This is a genomic window from Halorussus gelatinilyticus (assembly GCF_023238445.1).
Classification (GTDB): Archaea; Halobacteriota; Halobacteria; order Halobacteriales; family Haladaptataceae; genus Halorussus; species Halorussus gelatinilyticus.
In genome coordinates this window covers 1,919,969-1,944,109 of sequence record NZ_CP096658.1, presented here as the reverse complement: position 1 = coordinate 1,944,109, position 24,141 = coordinate 1,919,969, and the positions used below count along the sequence as shown (strand labels likewise).

General features: G+C 66.8%; 22 protein-coding genes. 11 read left to right on the top strand and 11 right to left on the bottom strand.

The genetic code is table 11. The features are described 5' to 3' along the window. Positions 1-89 precede the first annotated feature (89 nt). Positions 90-953 (bottom strand): universal stress protein, encoded by an 864-nt coding sequence (locus M0R88_RS10030; RefSeq protein WP_248653375.1) that lies wholly within the window; start codon positions 951-953, stop codon positions 90-92. Between the two features lie 56 nt (positions 954-1,009). Further along, positions 1,010-1,825: a class I SAM-dependent methyltransferase gene (locus M0R88_RS10025; protein ID WP_248653374.1), complete on the bottom strand. Its 816-nt coding sequence runs from the start codon at positions 1,823-1,825 to the stop codon at positions 1,010-1,012. Between the two features lie 192 nt (positions 1,826-2,017). Here M0R88_RS10025 and M0R88_RS10020 point away from each other — a divergent pair, with 192 nt between their 5' ends. Further along, positions 2,018-2,698 (top strand): AzlC family ABC transporter permease, encoded by a 681-nt coding sequence (locus M0R88_RS10020; protein ID WP_248653373.1) that lies wholly within the window; start codon positions 2,018-2,020, stop codon positions 2,696-2,698. Beyond that, entirely contained in the window at positions 2,699-3,040 is a 342-nt protein-coding gene (locus tag M0R88_RS10015) for an AzlD domain-containing protein (protein ID WP_248653372.1), read from the top strand. 25 nt (positions 3,041-3,065) lie between these two features. On the opposite strand, the gene M0R88_RS10010 is transcribed toward M0R88_RS10015, so the two are convergent. Next, the gene (locus M0R88_RS10010) at positions 3,066-3,893 is read right to left on the bottom strand and encodes a deoxyribonuclease IV (protein WP_248653371.1); all 828 of its coding nucleotides are present in this window, start codon (positions 3,891-3,893) and stop codon (positions 3,066-3,068) included. A 134-nt stretch (positions 3,894-4,027) separates the two neighbouring features. On the opposite strand from M0R88_RS10010, the gene M0R88_RS10005 reads away from it, so the two are divergent. Further along, positions 4,028-4,342: a hypothetical protein gene (locus M0R88_RS10005; protein WP_248653370.1), complete on the top strand. Its 315-nt coding sequence runs from the start codon at positions 4,028-4,030 to the stop codon at positions 4,340-4,342. 10 nt (positions 4,343-4,352) lie between these two features. Here the strand turns inward: M0R88_RS10005 and M0R88_RS10000 are convergent, their stop codons facing one another. The 3 genes from M0R88_RS10000 to M0R88_RS09990 all read right to left on the bottom strand — a co-directional run bounded on the left by M0R88_RS10000 (position 4,353) and on the right by M0R88_RS09990 (position 10,494). Continuing rightward, the gene (locus M0R88_RS10000) at positions 4,353-7,268 is read right to left on the bottom strand and encodes an LLM class flavin-dependent oxidoreductase (protein WP_248653369.1); all 2,916 of its coding nucleotides are present in this window, start codon (positions 7,266-7,268) and stop codon (positions 4,353-4,355) included. A 125-nt stretch (positions 7,269-7,393) separates the two neighbouring features. After that, a complete protein-coding gene (locus M0R88_RS09995; RefSeq protein ID WP_248653368.1) occupies positions 7,394-8,209 on the bottom strand; it encodes a lipoate--protein ligase family protein in 816 nt (271 codons plus the stop codon). Between the two features lie 443 nt (positions 8,210-8,652). Continuing rightward, a complete protein-coding gene (locus M0R88_RS09990; protein WP_248653367.1) occupies positions 8,653-10,494 on the bottom strand; it encodes an ABC transporter substrate-binding protein in 1,842 nt (613 codons plus the stop codon). Positions 10,495-10,826: 332 nt separating this feature from the next. Here M0R88_RS09990 and M0R88_RS09985 point away from each other — a divergent pair, with 332 nt between their 5' ends. Together M0R88_RS09985 and M0R88_RS09980 are read left to right on the top strand one after the other, a co-directional pair. Further along, positions 10,827-11,735 carry a glycoside hydrolase family 18 protein gene (locus tag M0R88_RS09985; RefSeq protein WP_248653366.1) on the top strand — a complete coding sequence of 303 codons (909 nt, stop codon included), beginning with the start codon at positions 10,827-10,829 and terminating at the stop codon, positions 11,733-11,735. A 149-nt stretch (positions 11,736-11,884) separates the two neighbouring features. Beyond that, positions 11,885-12,799 carry a serine/threonine-protein kinase RIO2 gene (locus tag M0R88_RS09980; RefSeq protein WP_248653365.1) on the top strand — a complete coding sequence of 305 codons (915 nt, stop codon included), beginning with the start codon at positions 11,885-11,887 and terminating at the stop codon, positions 12,797-12,799. A 129-nt stretch (positions 12,800-12,928) separates the two neighbouring features. Here M0R88_RS09980 and M0R88_RS09975 read toward each other — a convergent pair whose 3' ends face one another. Then, the gene (locus tag M0R88_RS09975) at positions 12,929-13,075 is read right to left on the bottom strand and encodes a DUF1328 family protein (protein WP_368409383.1); all 147 of its coding nucleotides are present in this window, start codon (positions 13,073-13,075) and stop codon (positions 12,929-12,931) included. Positions 13,076-13,553: 478 nt separating this feature from the next. Here M0R88_RS09975 and M0R88_RS09970 point away from each other — a divergent pair, with 478 nt between their 5' ends. The 3 genes from M0R88_RS09970 to M0R88_RS09960 all read left to right on the top strand — a co-directional run bounded on the left by M0R88_RS09970 (position 13,554) and on the right by M0R88_RS09960 (position 15,800). Beyond that, on the top strand, positions 13,554-14,144 hold the full coding sequence (locus M0R88_RS09970) for a 50S ribosomal protein L15e (RefSeq protein ID WP_248653363.1): 591 nt from the start codon (positions 13,554-13,556) through the stop codon (positions 14,142-14,144). Between the two features lie 117 nt (positions 14,145-14,261). After that, on the top strand, positions 14,262-15,095 hold the full coding sequence (ubaA, locus tag M0R88_RS09965) for an SAMP-activating enzyme E1 (RefSeq protein WP_248653362.1): 834 nt from the start codon (positions 14,262-14,264) through the stop codon (positions 15,093-15,095). 135 nt (positions 15,096-15,230) lie between these two features. Continuing rightward, complete coding sequence (locus M0R88_RS09960) at positions 15,231-15,800, top strand: DoxX family protein (protein ID WP_248653361.1); 570 nt, start codon at positions 15,231-15,233, stop codon at positions 15,798-15,800. 78 nt (positions 15,801-15,878) lie between these two features. Here the strand turns inward: M0R88_RS09960 and gfo6 are convergent, their stop codons facing one another. After that, positions 15,879-16,952: a D-xylose 1-dehydrogenase Gfo6 gene (gfo6, locus tag M0R88_RS09955; RefSeq protein ID WP_248653360.1), complete on the bottom strand. Its 1,074-nt coding sequence runs from the start codon at positions 16,950-16,952 to the stop codon at positions 15,879-15,881. Positions 16,953-17,162: 210 nt separating this feature from the next. On the opposite strand from gfo6, the gene M0R88_RS09950 reads away from it, so the two are divergent. After that, positions 17,163-18,431 carry an alpha-amylase domain-containing protein gene (locus tag M0R88_RS09950; RefSeq protein WP_248653359.1) on the top strand — a complete coding sequence of 423 codons (1,269 nt, stop codon included), beginning with the start codon at positions 17,163-17,165 and terminating at the stop codon, positions 18,429-18,431. Positions 18,432-18,504: 73 nt separating this feature from the next. Further along, positions 18,505-19,614 carry a hypothetical protein gene (locus tag M0R88_RS09945; RefSeq protein ID WP_248653358.1) on the top strand — a complete coding sequence of 370 codons (1,110 nt, stop codon included), beginning with the start codon at positions 18,505-18,507 and terminating at the stop codon, positions 19,612-19,614. Positions 19,615-19,776: 162 nt separating this feature from the next. On the opposite strand, the gene M0R88_RS09940 is transcribed toward M0R88_RS09945, so the two are convergent. The 3 genes from M0R88_RS09940 to M0R88_RS09930 form a co-directional block, all read right to left on the bottom strand. Then, a complete protein-coding gene (locus M0R88_RS09940) occupies positions 19,777-20,409 on the bottom strand; it encodes a DsbA family oxidoreductase (protein WP_248653357.1) in 633 nt (210 codons plus the stop codon). A gap of 55 nt (positions 20,410-20,464) precedes the next feature. Next, positions 20,465-20,770 carry a hypothetical protein gene (locus tag M0R88_RS09935; protein WP_248653356.1) on the bottom strand — a complete coding sequence of 102 codons (306 nt, stop codon included), beginning with the start codon at positions 20,768-20,770 and terminating at the stop codon, positions 20,465-20,467. 92 nt (positions 20,771-20,862) lie between these two features. Next, entirely contained in the window at positions 20,863-21,210 is a 348-nt protein-coding gene (locus tag M0R88_RS09930; RefSeq protein WP_248653355.1) for a thioredoxin family protein, read from the bottom strand. 145 nt (positions 21,211-21,355) lie between these two features. Between M0R88_RS09930 and mutS the strand changes: the two genes are divergently transcribed. Next, the gene (gene mutS / locus M0R88_RS09925; RefSeq protein ID WP_248653354.1) at positions 21,356-24,001 is read left to right on the top strand and encodes a DNA mismatch repair protein MutS; all 2,646 of its coding nucleotides are present in this window, start codon (positions 21,356-21,358) and stop codon (positions 23,999-24,001) included. The last annotated feature ends 140 nt before the right edge of the window (positions 24,002-24,141 follow it).

The following is a 24,141-nucleotide window of genomic DNA, read 5'->3' as shown; positions in this document are numbered from 1 at the left end:
GACCGATATGTCTTTTCGAGACGCGCCAGCGGGCCCTTCCAGTGCGTCGTCGGTGCGACGCGACGCTGGCAGACCGTCGTGTGACGCGGCTACCGACGCACCGTCAGCACGGGCACCGGCGACGTGCGGACGAGTCGCTCGGTGACGCTCCCGAGGAGGATTCGGTCGGTGCCGCCCCGGCCGCGGGTGCCCACGACGATTACGTCCACGTCCTCCTCGTCCACGTAGTCGAGAATCGCCCGGTGGACCGACCCGCGGAGGACCTCCTCGCGGACCTGTTCGACGCCAGCGTCGTCGGCACTGGCGGTCACCTCCGCGATGGCGTCCTCGGCGGCCTCCCGAAGTTCGTCGGCGGCGGCCGCCGAGCGCACGTCGAACCCGAGCGACGTGTCGTCCACGACCGAGACGGCGTGGAGCGTGGCGTCCAACGCGGCAGCGAGGTCGACGGCGCGGTCGGCGGCCGCGTTCGCGACTCTGCTCCCGTCGGTCGGCGCGAGGACGTTCTCGTAGGGGAACGACGTGCGCGCGTCGTCGTGAGTTCGGACCGTGAGGACCGGCACGTCCGAGAGGCGGACGACTTTCTCCGTGACGCTCCCGAGCAGGTACCGCGAGAGGCCGGTCCGACCGCGGGTCGCCATCACCGCGAGGTCCATCCCCCGCGAGTCGGCGTAGTCGGCGATGGTCGTCGCGGGGTCGCCCTGCACGACTTCCGACTCGCACGCGACGCCGCGCTCTCGGAGGTCCTCTTCCGCGGAGTCCACGACCGCCGCGCCCTCGCTCTCCAAGGCGTCCACTACGTCACTCCCGACCACGGTCACGCTGTCGCGGTTCGTGCTGGCGACGAACAGGACGTGAACGGCCGCGTCGAACCGGTCGGCGACGTCGGCGGCGTGCCCGACCGCGGCATCGGACCCGTCGCTGCCATCGACCGGGACCAGAATCTGCTCGAACATGACGTTCGAACGTCGGCGAGAGAGACCAAAGAGGTTGGCACGGCGGAGACGGGCCTTCAGACCGACCCGACGGTCACGTAGAAGGGGACGACCTCTGCACGGCGGTACTCGCCCGCGCTCATCTGCTCGACCACGCTCCGGCCCATCTCGCGCCAGTCGTTCCGGAGGTCGTCGTACTCCTCGGCCGAGAGGTCGCCCGCCAGCAGGGTCGCGCGGTCGTCGGCCAGTGCCTCGCCGCTGGCCTTCCGACGGGCCGCGCGCAGGTCCCGGTCGGCGTAGGGCGGTTCGACCGTCCGGGCGTGGACGTGGCGGCGCGTGGACACCTCGGAGAGTCCGGCCGCCTCGAACGCCTCGCGGGTGCCCGCCCCGCCCAAGGTCACGTCGGTCTCGACGCCCGACAGATAGGCTCGCCGGGCGCGGGCCGCGAGGTCGCTCTCGGTCTCGACGGTCGATTCGACGGACACCGCGGCGTTGTCGGGTTCGACCGCGGCCACGCGAGCCGTGGAAACGCGCCGGAACTCCCGCACGGCGGCGGCGGGGTCCGGGAGGTTGATGAGCAGGGCCTGACAGACCACGAGGTCGAAGCAGTCGTCGGGGAACGGCAGGCGGAGCGCGTCGCCGGCGACGGTCTCGATGCCGGCCTCCTCGCGGGCGACCGCCAGCAGGTCCGGGTCGGCGTCCACCCCGACGACGTCGGCGGGCGTCCCGTCGGCGGCCGACTCTTCGGCGAGGACGCGGGAGAGTTCGCCCGTGCCGCATCCCACGTCGAGGACGCGCTCTCGGGAGTCCAGTTCGAGGTCGGCCAGCGCGGCGCGGTCGTCCCACATCCCGCGGCGCGTGTCTCGGAGGTAGTCGGCGGAGAACTGTCGCACGGCTGATTCTGGCTCGGGGTTGGCGGTCCGCGGTGAAAAGCGGGGCGGTCCGGGCGAGCGAGTTACCGGCCGAACGAGACGCCGGACGAGCGAGGAGAGAGAGTCGCCGGCCGAGCGCGCCGGGGGCGCTCGGGTCGAACGCTTCGCCGGAAAACCAAGGATGATACCCCTCGGTGCGCCTACGAACGGACAGTGACATCTCCACGTACAGATTTCCGTGCGGGCGTTCGCGTCGCCCTCCCGATTCTCCTCGGTATCGTTCCGTTCGGGATGGTGGCCGGCGTGGCCGCGGTCAACGCGGGCATCCCTCCGGTCGGGGCGGTCGCGATGTCGGTCGTCATCTTCGCCGGAGCCTCCCAACTCGCGGCGGCCGAACTCGTCGGCCGGAACGCGCCGGCCGTCGTGGTCGTGTTCACCGTCCTCGTCATCAACCTCCGGATGATGATGTACAGCGCCTCCATCGCGCCGTACTTCCAGCGCGAATCGACCCGGTGGAAGGGCGCGCTGGCGTACCTGCTCACCGACCAGGCCTACGCGGTGTCGCTGTTGCGGTTCGAGAACGACGAGAGCGTCTCCCGGCGGTGGTACTACCTCGGCGTCGGGAGCGCGCTGTGGGTGACGTGGCAACTCGCCACGGTCGTCGGTATCGCCCTCGGCGCGAGCGTCCCCGACGGCTGGCGACTCGAGTTCGCGGTCCCGCTGGTGTTCCTCGCGGTGCTGGTCCCGGCGGTCACCGACCGGGCGACCGGCGTCGCCGCGCTCGTCGGCGGGTCGGTCGGTGTCGCCGCCACCGGACTCCCGTTCAATCTGGGACTGATAACCGCCGCCGTCGTCGGCATCGCGGCCGGACTGCTGGCCGAGGAGGTGGCGTAGATGGCGACCGACTACGGGTCGGTGACGCTGTGGCTCGTCATCCTCGCGGCGGGGGTCGGGACCTTCCTCATCCGCTTCTCGTTCATCGGCCTGTTCGGCCTCCTCGACGACGTGCCGGCGGTGGTCGAGCGCGCCCTCCGATTCGTCCCCGCGGCGGTGCTGGCGGCGCTGGTCGCACCCCAACTGGTCGTCGTAGACGGGTCGGTCGCGCTCTCGCCCGCGAATCCGCGACTCCTGGCGGGCGCGCTCGCGGCGCTGGTGGCGTGGCGGACCGAGGACGTTCTGGCGACGCTCGTCGCCGGAATGGCGGGCCTGTGGCTCCTGACGTTCGCGTTCGGATAGAAAACCGGACGGAGTTCGGAACGCCTTACTCGCGCAGTTCCTTCACGCGCTCGATGTTCCACGCGAAGCCCTTGCCGTCCTCGTGGGGCGTTTCGAGGACGAGGGGCACGTCTTCGAGGTCCGGATGGTTGACGAACGCGCGCATGCCTTCCTCGCCGATGAGACCCTCGCCGATGTGGGCGTGTTCGTCCTTGTTCGTGCCGCACTCGTGCTTCGAGTCGTTGAGGTGGACGCATTCGAGATGCTCCAGTCCGACCACCTCGTCGAACTCCGCGATGGTGTCGTGGACCGCCTCTTCGGTCGAGAGGTCGTAGCCCGCCGCGAACGCGTGAGCGGTGTCGATGCACACGTCGAGGTCCTGCTCGGAGCGCGCGAGGACCTCCGCGAGATGCTCGAAGTCGCCGCCCAGTTTCGTGCCCGACCCGGCGTCGCTCTCGATGAGAACGGTGACGCCCTCCGGGATATCCAACTCGTCCAGCGCGCTCGCGGCGTTGTCGAGACCGCCGTCCACGCCCGCGCCGGTGTGCGCGCCGAGGTGGACGTTGACGTAGGGGATGTCCAACTTGTCGGCGGCGTCCACCTCCTTCTGCATCGAGTCGATGGACTTCTCGCGGAGGTCGTCTTTCGGCGTACAGAGGTTCACGAGGTACGACGAGTGGATGACCCACGGACCGACGTCGTTGTCGGCCGAGACGGTTCGGAACTGCTCGGCCTCGTCGTCGCCGATGTTCGGGTCCTGCCACACCTGCGGCGAGTGGGTGAATATCTGTCCGCAGTTCCCGCCGTCGTCTATCTGGGCGTCTACGGCGTTGTAGACGCCGCCAGCGATGGATTCGTGCGCGCCAACTCTCATGTCTTCGGACAGGGATGGAGGGGTCAAAGGCGCTTCGGAACCGGGGTCGGATTACCGGTGGGTCGGTCGCGGACCCGACCGCGCGGCGTTCTGCCGGGCCACACCCTTATTGGAATCCGGGGCCTACGCGGGGTGTGCCAATCACCACCGATACCTTCGAGGAGGGGAGCGAGCGCTACTCCATCGAGGAGCGAATCGTCCAGTTCCTGCACGAAAACGACCGGCAGGCGTACAACGTCCGAGAGATAACCGAGGCCGTGATGGAGACCGGTTGGTCGGAAGCCAACGTGTCGTACGCCGTCGAGGACGACGAACTCATGGGCTGTATCATCGACGTGGCGACCGTGAGTTCGATTCTGGACCGACTCGTCGACCACGGTGCGCTGGAGCGCAGGGTCATCGACACCGGAGATGGCGAGCGGAGCTACTATCGGACGCGAGCGATGTGAGTCCGCGGTGCTACAGTTCGGGAGGTCGCTCCTCCGCGACGGGGTAGTCGCCGAACAGGTCCTCGCGGTCCGGGAGGCGGCCGCCGTCGTCCTCGGCGACGGTCGTGAAGTTCAGGAAGTACTCGTAGCCGAGGTTGTCGTCGAACTGGTTGCCCGCCCACGTACCGCCGCCGAGCGAGAGGGTGAAATCGAGGTCGTTGTTCTCCGCACCGGCGAGACAGAGCGAGGGCTGGTTGACCAGCACGCGCCCTACGTCGATGGCCTTCCCCATGCGCTCGGCGCGGTCGTCCTCCGACGTGTGAATCGTACACGAGTGGCCGATGCCCTCGTACTCGACTATCGACTGGGTGAGGTCCAGCGCCGCGGAGAAGTCCGGCGCTTCGTACACCGTCAGGACGGGCGCGAGCTTCTCGCCCGAGAGGGGGTGGCGTTCGCCGACGCCCTCGCCGTCTACCACCAGGAAGTCGGCGTCAGCGGCGCGGTCGATGCCCGCCATCTCGGCCAGCGTCCCCGCGTCCGAGGCGATGGCCCGTCGGTCGAGATGTCCGTCGCGGAAGAGCGTTTCCTCGACTCGGTCGCGTTCGGCGTCGTCGCAGTAGTACCCGCCCGCGACTTCGAGCGCCGTTCGGAGTTCGTCGGCGACCGACGACTCCGCGACGAGCGAGTTGACGTTGACGCAGGTCGCGCCGTCGTCCAGCGGCTTGCTGACCCCGACGAACTCCGCGACCTGCGCGATGTCAGCAGTCTCGTCCACCACGCTGACGACGTTGCCCGCGCCGACGCTGTAGTTGGGCGTCCCCGACGACTGCCCGGCCTCGACGTTGTTCTGCGAACCGGTGACCTGCAACAGGTCTGCCCGTTCCATCAACGCGTGGGCCTTCGGCTTGTCTATCTCGCCGGGCACCACCTGCACGAGGTCGGCGGGCGCGCCGACCGCCGCTAACTCCTCGCGGACGTGCTCGACCAACTCCGCGCAGGCCCGCCGAGTCTGAGGCGACGGCGAGAAGACGACGGCGTTTCGTCCCTTCAGCGCGAGCATCGCCAGTTGCGGCACCGTCGCCACGGGGTTGGTCGAGGGGGTGAACGCGCCGACGACGCCGACCGGCTTGGCGACCTCGCGGACGCCGCGCTCGGGGTCGCGCTCCACGACGCCGACCGACGGGGCGTCACGGAGGTCGGCCAGCGTCCCTTCCACCTGTCGTTTCACCTTGTAGACTTTGTCCGAGACGTTGCCGATGGCGGTGTCCTCCACGGCGGCGCGTGCGACCGGTTCGACGTGGTCGTCCCGATACGCGGCCCACCCGACCGCTCGGACCAGTTCGTCGGTCGCGGCCTGGTCGTAGTCGGCAATCGCGTCCATCGCTCGCTCGGCCCGGGCGACGACACCGGCCACGAGTTCGTCGGCGTCGAGCGACGTGTCCGCTTCGCCGTCGGTCGGGGCGTCGGGTCGGTCGGACGCCAAGTCGGCGGACGCGGCCGACCGCTCCGGACTGCTCTCGGTGGATGCGGTGGACGCGCTCGCCGTCTCGACGCTCCCGCCGTCGGCGGCCGCGGCGCTTCCGGTCGTCGCCTCCTCGGTCGGTCCCGGGAACTGTTCGCGGAGGTACGGCGCGACGTCCTCGCCGAACGCGCGCAACTGGTCGTCCACCGCCTCGCCGCCGACGCCGTTGACCTCGAACGCCGGTTGGAAGTTCAGGCCGTCGAGTCCGCACTCCTCGACGATGCTCGACACCTCGTCCCGGATGTGGTCGGCGTCACCGACGATAGCGACGCCCTTCTCCACGAACAGGTCCGCCCCGTGTTCGCGCAACGCCGCCGTCGCTTCTTCGTAATCGAGTCCCGAGACCGCCCCGAGCAGACCCAGCGGCGCGTAGTAGTTCCACTGGTTCTCCAGTCCGCGCTTCCAGCGGTCGAGCGTCTCCGCGTCGGCGGCGTCGGTGTTGAACACGTAGCGAGTGACCGCGACGCCGCGATTGCGTCGCTCGTCCCACCCGAAGGCGAAGGGTTCGCCGTCGTACTCCGGGCGGTGGTCCGGCCAGCCCGCCTGCTCGGCGAACTGATAGTAAGCCCCGATGGCGTCTTCGAGCGCGTCGTTGGGCAGGCCGATGTAGAAGCCGTTGATGCCGCGCTCGGCGGCGAACTTCATCGAGCGCGGCGAGAACGCGGGTTGCCAGAGTTGCGGATGGGGTGACTGTTCGGGTTGCGGGTAGACCGACACCGCGTCGAGCGTCGAACCGCCAGAGACGACTTCGTTCGGCCCGTCGCTGGCGTAGAGGTTAGAGTCGGTCCAGTCGATGACGTCGTCGAGGTCGTACTCGCAGGCGTCGCTCTCGTAGTATGCCTTCTCCTGTTCGTGGTGCCACTTGGTCCCCTTCGGTGGGACGCTGTGGTACTCGCCGTCGTAGGAGAACACGTCCTCTGTCCACGCCTTCCGGACGATTTCGTACTTCTCCTCGAACGACTCGTAGTTCTGTGGCTGGTTCTGGACGCCGCCGCCCCAGTACTGTCCCATGAGTTCGGCCTCGCGGGGCTGATACCCGCGCCCGATGCCAATTTCGGCGCGTCCGTCGCTGACCACGTCGAGGAGGGCGGCCTGCTCCGCGAATCGGACCGGTTCGTACCACGGGAGGATGCAGGACGCCTGTCCGAGACGCAGCGAGTCGGTCCGGGCCGCGATTGCGGTCAGCGTCTGGAGCGGGTTGGTGCTGACCTCCTGGCCCATCGTCTGGGCGTGGTGTTCGGAGAGGAACAGCGAGTCGTAGCCGAGGTCGTCTGCCAGCACGCCGTGGCGAATCTGGTCGCGCATCGCGCGCTTCGCGTCCTCGTGTATCTCTTCGACGGAGGCGTCGGGGACGAGGTGGCCGTCGTCGGTCCGTTCGAGCGGGAGGCCGGTCGTCGCGTTGTGGAATGTACCGAGGTGAACCACGATATCCGAACGTCTCGGTAAATTATCTTATATCTTTTCACGCAGACATTATAAGACGTGTGTCATTTGTCGCGTGGAGTCGAAGAACAGCCACTCGCGATGGCGAAATCGGCGCCGACTGGCGTTCAGGCGGTCGGGTCTTCGCGATCCCGGACCCACGCCTCGCTCTCGAACTTCGCCTCGGCGCGCGCTTCCGCGCGGGCCAGTTCCTCGTCGGACCACGCGCCCCCCTCGGCGTCGGCCCACTCGCGCAGGGCCTCCTCGACCGCTTCGACGGCCTCCCGTCGAGTCACGTCCGCTTCTCGATTCATCGCCGTCACGCGCTCGCGGAACCGTGCGGGCGTGGTGTCGGGGGCCGCGAACGTCGCCAAGTGGCGCTCGGCGTCGAGGTCGAACGTCAGCGACCCGTGCTGGATGACTGCGTCCTTCCGGCGGTACTGGGCGTTGCCCGAGATCTTTCGCCCCTCCGCCCCGGCCACGATGTCGTGGGCCGGGTGGAGTTCCCGCAGGTAGCACGCCGGTTGGTGGATTTCGGGCAGTTTCTCGTCGGTGAACCGGGCGTCGATGCCGAGGCGCTCGAAGGCGTCGAAGACCGGTTCGCAGAGCGTCTCGTAGGTCTCCATCAGGTCGCCCGGCAGTTCGTCGGCGGGCGCGACGATGGAGTAGGAGATATCGCCGTGCCGGTCGTGGTAGATGCCGCCGCCGCCCGTGGGTCGGCGCGTGACGGTGATGCCCTCGCGCTCGCAGTAGTCCCACGCCACGGTGTCGGGGTCCTGACGGTAGCCCAGCGAGAGCGTGCTGGGGTTCCACTGGTAGACCCGGACCGTCCGAACTCCCTCCTCGGCCGCGGTTTCCGCGGCGATCTCGTCCAGGGCCATGTTCAGCGGGCCGCGTCGGGACTCCTCTCGAATCAGTCGCCACTCCCGGTCGGACAGCGCCATGCCGGACCGTTCGCGCGAGGGGACCAAGTGGATTGCGGAGCGCGGAGAGGCCCGAAGCGAGACGCGAGGAGGAATCGAGCGTCGAACCGACGGTTCGACGTCGAGCGGAAGGATTAAGTAGTTTAGGTCGGCCTAAACTAGGTATGGACCTGAACCGACTCGGCGGCAAGCGGTCGAGGCGAACTCGGACGTGGGCGGCGGTGTGCGCCGGACTGTTCGGCGGCGCGGCCGACGACCGAGACGACGCGCAGTAGTCCGCGGGCGTTCCGCGGGCCGTCACTACTCTCAAACCGGGCGTGGAATCGCTCGGGACGATTCCCCGTCTCCGTTCGGCGCGCGAGGCTACTCTCGAACTCGGAGAGTTCGGTCGAGTAGGATACCCGGCGCGTCCGGCCGAATCGACTCGAACGAGTCGATTCGGCCGCGTTACGCCCCGAAAAGCGTCAGTTCGACCCGCCGCCGGCGTTCGGTTCGTTCAGCGTCACTCCGTTGAACATCTGACGGCTGGTTCCGGCCGCGCCGAACTTCGGAATCTGGGCGTAGTCGTACCAGAACCGCTGGTCGGTCTCGTGGTAGACGTTGAGGAAGACGCAGTCCTGCCAGTTGGCCTCCTCCATCTCGATGTACGCCTGATTCCGGAGTCTCTCGGCCTTGTCGGTCGGTGCGGGATTGTTTTGAACCGTGGTCCACGCCTGCCTGGCCCGCTGGGACGCCTCGGTTCCCGACCAGTTGACGTACGAGATGGGCGCGCTCTGGGAGGTGTCGGTCAGCGGCGGATTGAGCAGTTGCAGGAAGTTATCGGGCGCGGGCCAGTCCATGACCCACCCGAGCGAGTACGCCTGCAGGTTCCCCTCGCGGCCGCGCTGGAGCAGCGTCGAGAACGGCGCGGTCTCGATGTTCATGTCGATGTAGGCGCTGGAGAGTTTGTCGCGTAGGAGTTGACCCACCTGCGGCCACGTGTTCGAGCGCTGATAGACCGTGAACGTGAAGCTGTACCGGTTGTTCGGGCCGTATCCGGCCTCCTTCATCACCTGCCGGGCCTTCTGGAGGTCGGTCTGTCGGTAGCTGTAGGGGTACTCCTGCTGGGCGTGCTTCTGGTAGGCGTCGTTACCGCCGGGGTAGATGGCCGGCGGCGTGAAGTGGTAGGCCGGTCTGCCGCGGCCCTTGAACACCTGTTCGACCAGTTGTTCCTTGTTCATGGCGTACGCCGCGGCCTTCCGGGCGGCCGCTTCGACCTGGTTCGTGTTGAACCCTATGTAGAAGGTGTTGATGGTCGGAACCGCGAGGAAGTTCAGCGTCTCGCCGTTCCGAACCGGCCCGTAGGTCCCCACCTTCCGCCCCCGGTTGTCGGTCTTCGTCACGTTGACCTTGTTCGGGTTGTAGAACTGGGTCGGGATGGAGAACGCGTCGGCGTTCTTGTTCATCGCGTAGGTGTACCGAGCGTTCGCGTCGGACATTATCCGCCAGTGAACCCGGTCCACCTCGGCCTTCTTTCCGTAGTAGTTGTCGAACCGCGTTACCGCCGCCTCGGTGTTCGACTCCCACTTCTCGAACTCGAAGGGACCGCACCCGACGGGCGCGCTCGTGGAGAACTCCTGATAGTTGAGTTCGCCGTCGTACCCGTTGATGTCGCCGACGATGCCTTCGGGCACGGCGGCGAATGAGGTGTACGCCAGCATTTCGAGCGTGGCGTGGAACGGTTCCTGTAGTTGAATCTGGAGGGTACGGTCGTTCTGGGCCGTGACCCCCAGCGTGTCCGGTTGGTAGTTTCCGTCCGCGTCGGTCGAGTGCTTGACGCCGATGGATTGGAGGATGAAGTACGACCGCCGGGAGTTGTCCGACTGCGCGAGTCGCTCGAACGAGTAGACGAAGTCCTGTGCCGTGACCGGGGACCCGTCGTGGAACGTCGCGCCCTCCCGAATCGTGAAGGTGTACGTCGTGAAGTCGTCGGAGACCTCGTAGTTCTTCGCCAGGAGGGGTTGGACCTCGATGTTCCCGTCCGGGTAGTTCATCAGGGCGTCGAACACCTGCTGGATGACCTCACCGGAAGCGGTGTCGGTCGCCTTGATGGGGTCCAGCGTACTCATCGTCGAGTTGATGAGGTTGAGCGTTCCGCCGCTCCGCTGGCCCTGCCCTTGACCGGTCTGCGTCCCCTGCTCGCCCCCTTCGGTCGTCGTCTCTTGCCCGGCACTGGCCCCCGCCAATCCGCTCCCGAGCGCGACTGCCGACGCCGCTCCCCCGGTCGCCGCCAAGAAGGAGCGACGGGTCGTGTCTTGTTCAGACATAGCACTCTAGCTCAATACGTTCGTATCTATTTATTCCCGTGTCAGTTGACTAATAGGTCGTGGTTGGTAAAACCGCCACTCGGAACGTATTTCGAGTCCGGTTCGGCGGAAACGGCATTGCCCCTCTGGCACGGATTTTCTATATCAGATTTTAGTTTATCGCTTCTAGAACGTACGGTCGACGGTGTCCGTCGTGGATCTGTCAGCCGTAGACCTCGACGACTGTCTCCCCCTTCTACGGTGAACGATACGCGTGGAGCGAAGTAGCGATATTAAATCCGGCGCCTTTATTCCGGAATATATTTTTTATTCAACATTAAATAATACGTATCATGCTTGATTCGACTCGGCGAGCGTACCTGAAGCGAATTGTAACGGGCACTGTCGGGACGACGCTTTTGGGAAGCGGCATGGCGAGTGCCGGGACACTACAGCCAAAAGCGGACACTACGTACGTGTGGGGGCGTGCCGAAGACATCGTTCAGGATAGCACCGCGCGAAGCACGTTCTACGACGTGATGAGCGCGATGTCGGGGTCGTACGTCTACTTCTCGTGGGGCGAGATTCAGAAACGGTCGGTCCCGAGTTCCGACCTCGACGAGTTCGTGGTCGGCGCGAACGACAACGGCTACGACGTGCGTCTCCTCTCGGGGCAGGTCGACCAGCGTACGGACGCACCTCTCGTGTTCAGCGACCGGTATCTGTCCGCACTGTCGGCTTACTTGGACGACTACTCGGCCGACGGCGTTCATCTCGACATCGAACCGAGCGGCAACGACCTCGGTGCCTTCCTCGACAACTACGAGACGTTGCTCGACCATATCGAGCAGAACAGTAGCTTCAACGGCGTGACCCTCTCTATCGCGTGGCGAGACTGGTGGACCCAGAACGAGATGGCCAAGACGCGAAACGTCAGAGACCACGCTCGCGTGGACGAAATCGACGTGATGGCGTACGCGGACGCCGAGTCGAAGGTGAGAGAATCGGCGGAACAGGCGATGCAGGACGGAAGCAACCTCTGGGGGAGGACCTTCAGTAGCAAACCCTACGTCGTGACAGTTGAGATTCAGAACCTGGAGGGAAGTACCGACTCCCCACTGAGTTTCTACGACGAGGGCGAGTGGGCCACCGCGACCGTCCTCGACAACATCGACAGCAGCCCGCCGAAGGGCAACTACGACGGCCGAGGCATCCACTTCTACAACCCCCTCCTCAGGTGGCAGCGGACTTACGAGGTCTGACCGTCGTCTCCATCGGACCGGGCGATGCCCCCGGCCGAACCTTCGCTCCGGTCGGCGTCCGCGCTCCCCGCCGTCGTCGGAACCTCCAACACGACCGGCGAGGTTCGCTTGCGCGGGGCTTTTATCCGCCGGGCGACTACGTGACCGTGATGGTTCAGAACGTCGCGGGCATGCTGACGGAGTTGGAACCCGAGGACTTCCATCTGCTGTCGGGCATCGAGCAGGGGATGCGGTTCTCGGAGTGGGTCGCCCGCGAGAAGATTCCCGAATTCTCGCGGCTGACCGCCGAGGAGGTCGATTACCGCATCGACCGCTGTCTCGACCGCGAACTCATCGAGCGCCAGACCATTCAGTACGAGGGGTACCGACTCAAGTTCGAGGGGTACGACGCGCTGGCGCTCCACACCTTCGCGGAACGCGAGAGCGTGGAGGGGTTCGGGTCGCCCCTCGGCGTCGGCAAGGAGAGCGACGTCTACGAGGTCCAGTCGTACAAGCCGCTCGCGCTGAAGTACCACCGCGAGGGCTACACCAACTTCCGCGAGGTGATGAAGGAGCGCGACTACACGTCCGACCGCGAACACGTCTCGTGGTTCTACACCGCCCGGAAGGCCGCCGAACGCGAGTACGAGGCCCTCGAGACGCTCTACCCCGACGTGAAGGTTCCCCGGCCCGTGGACCACAACCGCCACGCCATCGTGATGGAGAAGATAGACGGCGTGGAGCTGTCCCGCACGAGACTCGAAGACGAGCAGGTGGTCCCGATTCTCGACCTGATACTCTCGGAGATGGCCGACGCCTACGCCGAGGGCTTCGTCCACGCCGACATGAGCGAGTACAACGTCTTCGTCAACACCGAGGGCATCACCATCTTCGACTGGCCGCAGGCCACCCCGACCGACCACGAGAACGCCGACGAGTTCCTCGAACGCGACGTGGACAACGTGGTCGGCTACTTCCGGCGGAAGTACCCCCAACTCGTGCCCGATAGCGTGCATACTCAGTCGCTCGCGACTGCGCTCGCGGACGGCGAGTTCGAGACGGTCCGCGACTACGCCTCCGAGTAGCGTCTACTTCACCGACGACGTGGACGTAGCCGACGGCTCGGGCTACGCCGCCGACGGCTCGACGAGTGGCCTGCCAGCGTCGTCTCCGGACGACGCCGGACGCTTCTCACGCGGTCTCCCGGGGTCTCGTCAGAGGACTAACGAGACCACCGCGAGGACGAGGAAGACGATGACCAGCCACTTGGCGATGTCCATCGACAGGCCCGCGACGCCGCCCGCACCGAGTGCGGCGGCGATGATGGCGAGGACGGCGAACGCGATGGCGAGTTCGAGAATCGCCATGCTATCGCCCTCCGTCGGCGGCGGCGTGTCCGTCGGGTCCGAACGCTTCCGTGGCGCTGATTCGTGCCATACGTTCCGTACTGTGCGGGGGCTCTTTGTTATCCGCCGACTAACGAACCGCCGCATAGATACAGCGAACGCGGCGCGTACGAAACGGTCTGCAACCCATTACTTGCGCGTGCAACGGACAGAACTCGGCCGGAGACGGAACTCCGACGGGGATGGGACCTCTGCGGAGGCGGAGGACTCGGGAGAAGACGAAGCCCTTAAACCCCGACGACGAGAATTTCTGCGTAACTCGCTGGGAGACGGGCACCAGCGGGCACCTGTGGGCCGCGCGGTGCTTCCCACCGCGATTGCGAGCGGTGAAGACGCGAGCGAAGAACTGCTCGCACGCGGCCGCAGGACGGAATGTGGCCCGCGAATCGTGACGATTCGCGGGCTGAACCACGCAACGCCCGTGGTGATAACCATGGCAAAGAGCTTCTACTCACACATCAAGGACGCGTGGAAGGACCCGGAGGACGGCGACCTCGCCGAACTCCAGTGGCAGCGAAAGCAGGAATGGCGCGACCAAGGCGCTATCGAGCGCATCGAGCGCCCGACTCGCCTCGACAAGGCCCGCGAACTGGGCTACAAGGCGAAGCAGGGCGTCGTCGTCGCTCGCGTCAGCGTGCGCAAGGGCTCGGCTCGAAAGGAGCGGTTCAAGGCCGGCCGACGCTCGAAGCGACAGGGTGTCAACCGCGTCTACCGGCGCAAGAACCTCCAGCGCATCGGCGAGGAGCGCGCCAGTCGGAAGTTCAAGAACCTGCGCGTGCTCAACTCCTACTGGGTCGGCGAAGACGGTAGCCAGAAGTGGTTCGAAGTGATTCTGCTGGACCCCGAGCATCCGGCCATCGAGAACGACGACGACCTCAACTGGATCTGCGACGACTCCCACAAGGGTCGGGCCTTCCGCGGCCTGACCAGTGCGGGCCAGAGCAACCGCGGCCTCCAGCAGCGCGGCAAGGGCACGGAACACAACCGCCCGAGCAACAACGGCGGTCAGGGTCGCGCGAAGTAGCGCGGATTCTCCGCACGCTTCGCACTCGCGAAAACGTCGCTTTTTATCGGAGCAACCGACCGCACGGCGGAGTCGTTCGACCGCGGATTTAAGCACGCGACCGCCCAACTCCCGGCCATGAGCCTCTCGCTCGACGCGACCCAACTCGACCGCTACTCCCGGCACATCATCATGGACGAGGTGGGTCCCGACGGACAGCAGGCCCTGCTCGACGCCGCCGTGCTGGTAATCGGCGCGGGCGGACTCGGCGCGCCGGCCATCCAGTACCTCGCGGCCGCGGGCGTTGGCACCCTCGGCGTCGCCGACGACGACGAGGTGGAACTGAGCAACCTCCAGCGCCAGATTATCCACGGGAACGACGACGTGGGCCGACCGAAAGTCGAGTCGGCGGCCGACTTCGTGGCCGACCTGAACCCCGACGTGGACGTGCGGACCCACGAGGTCCGGGTCGAACCCGAGAACGTCGAGTCACTACTCGCCGACTACGACTTCGTGGTGGACGCGACCGACAACTTCCGGACGCGCTACCTCGTCAACGACGCCTGCACGCTCTCGGGGACGCCGTTCTCCCACGGCGCCATCTACAAGTTCGAGGGACAGGTCACGACGTTCACGACCGAGGGACCGTGCTACCGGTGTCTGTTCCCCGAAGCGCCGCCGGAGGGGATGGTCGCCGACTGCGCGAGTACCGGCGTGTTGGGCGTGCTTCCGGGTACGCTCGGCTGTATTCAGGCCACCGAGACCGTGAAGTTCCTACTCTGCGAGGGCGGAGTCCTCGACACGGGCGACCTCCTCGACGGCCGGATGATATTCTACGACGCGATGGCGATGTCCTTCGAGGAGGTCGAGTTCCGACGGAATCCCGAGTGTCCGGTCTGCGGCGAAGACCCCATCGACTCGGTCGCGCAGGTCGAGTACGCCGACGAGTCGTGCCCGGTGAACGCCGACTGAGCGACCCCGTCGTGCGGATCGAGTCCGCCCCGCGTCGAACGTGTTCGTCGCCATCCTTTCGTTCTCGGAACGTGAGAACCACGCCCGGTTTATATGCGCTATCCGGTCGTCTGTTCGAGTGTAAGGTGAACGACGATGGCTACTAACGACATCAAAACCCGAGTCAACGAGTTCGAGAGCACGATCGGCGGCGTCACGGTCAACGGCAAGGCCCACAGCCTGAGCGCGTGGTTCGTCCTCGCGTTACGGCTCATGATGGGGTACGCCTTCGCGTACTCCGGATTCACGAAGATTACCGCGGCCGAACCGTTTAGCGCGACGGGCTATCTCATGAACGCGGTCCCGGCCGAGAGCCCGCTGGTCGGCCTGTTCCACTGGATGGGCTCGACGCCGTGGTTCGCCGACTTCCTCAGCGTCGCCGTGCCGTGGGGTGAACTCCTCATCGGTCTCGGCCTGTTGGTCGGCGCGCTGACCCGCCTCGCGGCGTTCTTCGGCGCGTTCATGATGCTGATGTTCTACTTCGGCAACTGGGACGTCGCTCACGGCCTCATCAACGGGGACTTCGCGTACATGCTCGTCTTCCTCTCGGTCGCGGCGTTCGGCGCGGGCCGCATCCTCGGACTCGACGCCATCATCGAGCAGTACGACCTCGGCGGCGAAACGCTGGTCGAGAAGTACCCGAAACTGCGCTACGTCCTCGGTTGAACGCTCTTTTTTCGGCGGAGAACGACGACCGCGGAACCCGAGACGACGGCGAGAAATTCGACCGGACCGACGATCGGACTACAGTTCCACGACCGACCCCTGTTCTGCGCTCTCGTAGATGGCGTGCAGCGTCTCGATGTCCACGAGTCCGTGGCGACCGTCGGCGTAGAGGTCGCGGTCGGTCCGGACCTGATGGGCGAAGTAGTCGAACTCTTCGAGCATCTGGTCTACCTGCTCGGGTTCGACGGCCGCGCGGGTCCCGTTTACTTCGAGTTCGAATTGGCGGCTCTGGCGGTCGAAGAACGCGGGTTCGATGCTCACCTCGCCGTCGGTGCCGACGACCTTGAGGTGGCTCGACCGGTTGGCGTTCTGACTGGCCGAACAGGCCGCGAGCGTGCCGTCGTCGAACCGGACCTCGAAGGTGGCCACCTCGTCGGGCACGTCCGAGAACGCCTCGCCGTCCGAGCGCGCGAGCGCCGAGACCTCGACGGGGTCGGCGTCGAGGACGAACCGCGCGGTGTTGAGCGGGTAGATGCCCAAGTCCATCACCGACGCGCCCGGACCCGAGAGGTCGGGGTCGAGTCGCCACTGGTCGGGGTTCGAGAATATCTCCAGCAGGTCCTGAGACATGCTCCCGTGGACGAGCATCGGGTCGCCGATGGCACCCTCGGCGACGAGTTCGCGCGCCCGGCGGACGGCCGGTTCGGTGTGCATCCGGTAGGCGACCATCAGCGGCACCTCGCCCTCGCAGGCCTCGACTATCCGGCGGGCGCGCTCGGGCGTCGCCTCCATCGGTTTCTCGCAGAGGACCGCTTTCCCGAACTCGGCGGCCGACTCCACGAATTCGACGTGCTTGGCGTTCGGCGTAGCAATGTACACGGCGTCGTACTCGTCGGTCGCCGCGCCGTCGTGGAACTCCTCGTAGGTGACGGCGGTCTCGGCGTTCGCGGACGCCTCGGCCACGTCCGCGGCCTTGTCGCGGTCGCCGCTGACGACCACGGTGGTCTCACAGCGGTCGCTCTCCTCGGTCGCGGGGATTGCCTCCTCGCGGGTCCACCACCCGAGTCCGATCATGGCGAACCGGACGGGTTCGTGGTCGGTGTCGGTCTCCCAGTCGCGGCGGCCGAACTCCGAGAGGGCGCGTGCGTCCATAGCGGAGGGTCGGGGCCCACTTTGACGTAAGTTTCGGCGTGGAGCGACGACGACGGGGTGTCGTCCGTCCCGAAACGTCAGGACATGATAAATCAAGAGAATTCTTTAACGAAAGTTGAAGTAATCGTAAGATAATGTTATAATATTTCCTCACAAATTCACGAACGGATGCCAGAGATACCCACGGGAGATAGTCACTCTCGAAGAAACGTGCTGAAAGGAATCGGTGCGCTCGGTGCTGTCGCCGCGGGCGCGGGATTCGCGACCGGAAACGCGGCCGCTCTCGGTTCGGGTGCGGTGTACCAGTACTACCACACCGACTGGACGACCATCGAGTCCGACCTCTCGACGCTCGCCGACCAGGGGTACGACGCGATTCAGGTCCCGCCCGCCCAGTTCAGTCGGGTCTACGAGTACGAACGCGAGTACACGGGCGAGAAGTACGACCCGCCACTGGGCTACCAGCCCATCGACTTGCTCGACTTCGACAGCGAGTTCGGGACCGAAGCCGAGTACGAGTCGATGATACGGGAGGCCCACAGTCAGGGGTTGGAGGTCATCGCCGACGCCGTCGTCAACCACATGGCCGCGGGCGGGGACGCCTTCGAACGGAAGGTGAGCCTCGCCGATATCCCGCAGTTCGGTAGCGACGACTTTCACCCGGAGTGTAGCATCGACTACTCCAGCGACTACTCCGTTGAGGGGTGCTGGCTCGTCGGCCTCCGGGATCTGAAGCACGAATCGTCGTACGTCCGCGGCGAGTTGAAGAAGTACGTCGATAAGTACCGCAGTCTCGGCGTGGACGGCATCCGGTGGGACGCCGCCAAGCACGTCCCCGAGTCCTTCTTCGCCGACTACGCCAACCAGTGGGCCAGCGACCTCTACACCGTCGGGGAGGTCATCCCCGAATCGTACGACGGGAAGTCCAAGCTCGACTACCTGCAAGGATACGCCGACACCGGGATGTCCGTCACCGACTACCGGCTGTACAACGTGATGAAGTACGAGGCGTTCTCCGGTCCCGGCGGCGACATGAGCAAGCTGTCGGGCGCCGGCTTCGTCAACCGCGACTCCTACCGGGCGCTGACCTTCGCGGGCAACCACGACAGCCCCGACCCGGCCCAGTCGCTGCTCGCACACGCCTACATCCTCACCTACGAGGGCTACCCGCGCGTCTACAGCGAGGACTACGGCGTCGGCGACGACAGCATCCGTAACCTCCTGTGGATTCGAAACAACCTCGCCAGCGGCGCGGCCTACGACCGCGTGACCGACGCGGACGTGTACGCCTTCGAGCGGTACGGCAACCTCCTCGTCGGCATCAACAACTCGACCAGTTGGCAGACTCGAACCGCCTACACCAGTTGGCGCAATCGCGACCTCAACGACTACACGGGCGACCAGAACGCCCGCGCCGACGGAAACGGCTACGTCGAGGCCTCCATCCCACCGGAGGGCTACGTCGCGCTCGCACCGTAGCGCGGAGCCGCAACACGACGACCGGGTCTCCGAATCCAACGCATACATACCTACGCGAACCCGACCGTAGCGTATGCACACTCGTTCGATAGCCCGCGGCGGGACGCTGGCCGCCGCGCTCGGAGCGGTCCCCGTCGCGTCGGCACACGGCGGCGAGGCGGCCCCACCGATGCCCCAGTGGTTCGCGCTGGCGGTCCTGCTGGTCGGCGTCGTCGCCGCGGTCGGGAGCGCCGCCGTCCGGGACCGGACTTCCGCGACCGTCGCGCTCGGCGGCGCGTTCGCCGGATTGGTCGTCGCCGCGACCGGCGCGGTCGGCCTCGTCCAACTCTCGCCGGTCGAGACGCTCGCGGCCAGCCAACCCGCGATTGCGCGGGCGTGGTTCGGCCCGCTGACGCTCGGCATCGGTCTCGCTGTCGTCGTCGGGAGCCTCGTCGTCGGTCGGATGCGGTGGCCCGACAGACCGCGCTACGCCGCGCTCGGGATGCTGCTGGGCCTTTGGGTCACCTACCCCGTCCTCGTGCCGGGGTCGCTGACCAATCCGGTCGGCTACCTGCTCGTCGCGGCGGTCCTCCTCGCTGTCGGCTACGTCGTCCGGCGGGACGCCGGCGGCCTGCTCGAACGCGCGCTCGCCGACCGCCCGAGCAAGTGGTTCGGCGCGGGCACGGGCGTCGTGGCGGGCCTGTTCTTCGCGTTCTCGATGGGCATGCTGACCTTCGTGCCCGAACCCGGCGGCAACGTGGACCTCTCGGAGAGCTTCGTCACGACCGCGCGGGTCGCCAACCCGCTGGTCTACTGGCCGGGCCTCGAGTTCCACCTCCACGACTTCCTCGGGACGACGCCGCTCAGCGGCGTCCTCTCGGTCGGGATGGTCGGGATGGTCGGCTTGGTCGCCGTGCTGGTCGGATTGAACGCCGCGCTGCTCGGCTACCAGTGGCGCGCGAACGACGCGACCGGGAGCGCGGAGGTCACCACGGGCACCGCGGCAGTGGCCGCCCCGAACGCCTGCTGTTGCTGTGGCCCGGTCGTCGCGGAGTTGGCGGTCGTCTCGGTCGGTCCCGCCGCGGCCGCGCCGCTCTACTGGCTGTTCGTGGACTTGGCGTCGCCGCTCGGCGCGCTCTTCTTCGTGGCGAGCGTGGCCCTTCTCACGGGGAATCTGGCGCGGGCCGGGACGGCAGAACTATAGCCAGTCGGGGGTCGGCCTGTGGTCGAACCGTTCGATGTCCGCTATCGGGTCGCTCTCCGTCCGGTACGGGAGCACGAGCGAGCGGCGAACGTCGAAGCGGCGATAGACGACGCCAAAACGCGAATACGCGAACGCTACGAGTAATCGCTCGTCTCGAACTCGCTACGCCCCGTCCACCAGTCGCTCGAACTGCTCGGGCGGAATCGCGCCCCGCGCCGCGTGGCCCTCGTAGACGAACGTCGGGATGCCCGACACGCCGGCCTGCTGGGCGCTCTCGAACCGCTCGCGGAGTTCCGCTTCCAGCGTCTCGTCGGCGGTCGCGTCCCGAATCTCGTCGGGCGCGAGACCCAGTTCGTCCGCTATCTCGGCCAGCACGTCCGGGTCGCCGATGTTCCGGCCGTCCTGCCAGAGCGCCTCGAACAGCGCCTCGTGGAAGGCGAGGAACGTCTCCTCGCCCTCGGTCTGTCGGACGTAGAGCGCGGCCTGCTGGGCGTTCCACGAGTCCACGTCCTTCGAGAAGTCGAGGTCCATCTCCACGTCGTACTGGTCTTTCAGGCGCTCGACGTTCTCGCGGACCTGGGCGAAGTAGTCGTCGTCCTTGCCGTCGTCCACGTCGTGGTCGATGCTCCCGTCTGGTCCGCGCTTGTACCCCCGGAGGTCGTAGAAGCGCCACTCGACTTCGGGCGGGTCGTCGGTCTCTTCGCGGTAGCGTTCCATGGCGGCCTTCCCGAGGTAGCAGAACGGGCAGACGTAATCGGAGTAGACCACTAACGCGTCGTCGGGATGCTGGCTCATGGTCTCGTTTCGAGACGAAGCCTCAAAAGCGACCCACCGACGGCCGGGATTTCCGCTATCGGTCCCGGCGGCGATAGGCGTACGCCGCCCCCAGCGCGAGGACGAGGACGACCCGCGGAATGTGCCACTCGTCGGTGACTATCGGCGGAGCCAGCGCCGAGAGACCGAGCGAGACGACGATACCGACCACCGCAGCGGTCCGGAGCGGGCGGAGGTCGAAGTCGCCGTCGTAGAGGACCGCGAAGGCGACGGCTATCAGTCCGATTCCCAGCGCGAGCCACTCGTCGCGCGACGAGAGGACGTCGTGGGGGACGCCGAAGATACCTTCGTTCGCGGCGAGCGCGAGCAGTGCGTCGTTCATCGTGAGTCGGTCTCCCGGACGGTCCCCGAGAGTTCGGGCCGCGTGGTCAAAAGCCCATCCGTGGAATCGGACGCTCGCCCCGCTCGCGGCGCTCAGTCGGCCCGTCCGCGCGACTCCACGAACTCGACCACCGCCTCGGTCCCCCGAAAGCCCTCCGCCATCTCGCCGACCAACTCGCCGTCCTCGAACAGCAGGAGCGTCGGCACGCTCCGCACCTCGAATCGGTCGATGAGTTGCGGGTCGTCGCGGGGGTTGCAGAGCGCGACCGCGGCGTCGGTCGCGCGGGCGACGTTGCCGACCACGGGTTCGATGGCTTGACAGAGCGAACAGCCCTTCGTGTAGAAATCGACCAGCGCGAGGTCGTTCTCGGCGACGAAGGCGTCCAGTTCGTCGGCGTCCGCGAGGTGGACTGGCTTCTCGGGAGTGATGGAGTCGGTCACGTCGGTTCGTAGTCGGTTATCGCGGTTAGCCGTTTCGTCCACGGCGGGTTCGCGCGGTTCCGAGGAGAACGCCGAGAACGACCCGGACCCGCGCCGTCGCTCGGTTCCGAGAGGTATTTCGGGCCGCAGTTCGTGTACTCTACGCATGGACGCGGCGCTGGGGGCACCCGAGAAGATGGCCGAAAACGAGGACGAGTTGACGCCGATGATGAGTCAGTACTTCGAACTCTGCCGGGAGTACGACGACTCGCTCGTGCTGTTTCAGGTCGGGGACTTCTACGAGACGTTCTGCGAGGCCGCCGAGAAGACCGCCCGACTGCTCGAAATCGCGCTGACCCAGCGCGAGGACTCGACGGGCACCTACCCGATGGCGGGCATCCCCATCGACAACGCCGAGTCGTACATCGAGACCCTGCTCGACGCGGGCTACCGGGTCGCGGTCGCCGACCAGGTACAGGACCCCGAGGAGACCACGACCGTCGTGGACCGTGCCGTGACCCGCATCGTCACGCCGGGCACCCTGACGGAAGACGAACTGCTCGACACCGACGACAACAACTTCGTCGCCTGCCTGACCGAAGACTACGAGCGGTACGGACTCGCCCTGCTGGACGTCTCGACCGGCGACTTCTACGCGACCAGCGCCCGCCGAACCGGGGCCATCGCCGACGAGGTGAGTCGGTTCGCGCCCGCCGAGGCCATCGTGGAACCCGGTGCGGCCGACGAGACGGCGACCGAGTGCTTCGACGCGGACTGCCTGGTCTCGCCCTACGACGCGGCGGCCTTCGAGTCGGAGGCGGCCCGCGAGCGCGTCGAGTCGTACTTCGGGTCGCCGGACGCGCTGCTGGCCGCCGACGCCGAAATCCGGGCTTGCGGTGCCCTGCTGGCCTACGCCGAGTACACCCGCGGTGGCGCGGAGGGAGACGAGACCGAATCGGGAGGTGAACGCGGCAGTCTGGACTACCTCAACCACCTGACGCGCTACGAACCCCGCGAGTACATGCTGTTGGACCGGGTGGCCGTCTCTAGCCTCGAACTGTTCGAGCGCCGGACGGTCCACGGCGACGCCGACGTGACCCTGCTCGGCGTGCTGGACGAGACGTCGTGCGCGCTCGGCAGTCGGACGCTGAAAGACTGGCTCCGGCGGCCCCTGCTCGAATCCGACCGCATCGAGGCGCGCCTCGACGCGGTCGAGGAGTGGACTCACGACGTGCGGACCCGCGAGGAAGCGCGGGACCTGCTCCGGGAGGTGTACGACATCGAGCGCCTCATCGCCCGCATCTCGCGGGGGCGAGCCAACGCCCGCGACCTGCGGTCGCTGAAGGCGACCCTCGACGTGGTGCCCGAGTTGAAGACCGCGATTGCCGACTTCGAGTCGGAGAGACTGGTCGAACTCCGCGACCAACTGGACGAACTCGCGGACGTGCGGGACCTGATAGCTCGTGCGATTCGGGAGGACCCGGCCAGAGAGATCACCGAGGGCGACGTCATCGAGCGAGGCTACGACGACGAACTCGACGAGTTGCGCGAGACCGAACGCGAGGGGAAGGCGTGGATAGACGACCTCGAAGCGACGGAGCGCGAGCGCACCGGCATCGACTCGCTCAAAGTCGGGCACAACTCGGTCCACGGCTACTACATCGAGGTGACGAACCCGAACCTCGACTCGGTGCCCGACGACTACGAGCGCAGACAGACCCTGAAGAACTCCGAGCGGTTCTACACGCCGGAACTCAAGGAGCGCGAGGACGAGATTCTGCGCGCCGAGAACCGGGCCGACGACCTCGAACACGAACTGTTCCGCGACGTGCGCTCGACGGTCGCCGCCGAATCGGAGCGCGTGCAGGCGGTCGCCGACGCGCTGGCCCAACTCGACGTGCTGGCCGCCCTCGGCGAAGTCGCGGCGACGCGGGACTACGCCCGACCCGACATCGGCGGCGACGGCATCCACGTCGAAGGCGGTCGCCACCCCGTCGTCGAGCGGACCCAAGATTCGTTCGTGCCCAACGACGCGCACCTCGACTCCGACGATACGTTCGCGGTCGTCACCGGTCCGAACATGTCGGGGAAATCGACGTACATGCGGCAGGTCGCGCTGATAACCGTCCTCGCCCAGACCGGGAGCTTCGTCCCGGCCGCGAGCGCCCGCATCGCGCCGGTGGACCGCATCTTCACGCGAGTCGGCGCGAGCGACGACATCGCCGGGGGTCGCTCGACGTTCATGGTCGAGATGACCGAACTCGCCGCGATTTTAGAGAGCGCGACAGACGAGTCGCTGGTCCTGCTGGACGAGGTGGGCCGGGGAACCAGCACGACCGACGGACTCGCCATCGCCCGCGCCGTGACCGAACACGTCCACGACGAGGTGGGCGCGCTCACTCTCTTCGCGACCCACCACCACGAACTCACCGAGACCGCGGACGACCTCCCGCGGGCGTTCAACCTCCACTTCGCGGCGGAGGGAACCGACGACGAGGTGGTCTTCGACCACGAGGTGCGCCGTGGCGCGGCCACCGCCTCCTACGGCGTGCAGGTGGCCCGCGAGGCCGGGGTGCCCGACGAGGTGGTCGGGAGAGCGCGCGAACTCTTGGCCGAGGCGGAGTCGGCGGACGTGGAAGTCGATGCGGATATTGACGACGGCGCGAGCGACCCCCCCGAGCCAGCACCGAAGGCAATCGCCGACGGCGCGGCCGACGAACTCGCCGAGCGACTCCGCGAGGTGGACGTGGCGACGATGACGCCGCTTGAGGCGATGAACGAACTCGCCGAGCTGAAGCGCGACGTGGAGTAGCCGCCCAGAGCGCGACGTCCGGTTTTCTCGCTCGCGCTCGGTGCCACGGACTACCGGGCGGGATGAAGGGGCCGCGCGCTGGCGGGCCGTAGGCCCGTGGTCGTCTGGCCGACCGCTATCCGGAGCGAACGCAGTGAGCG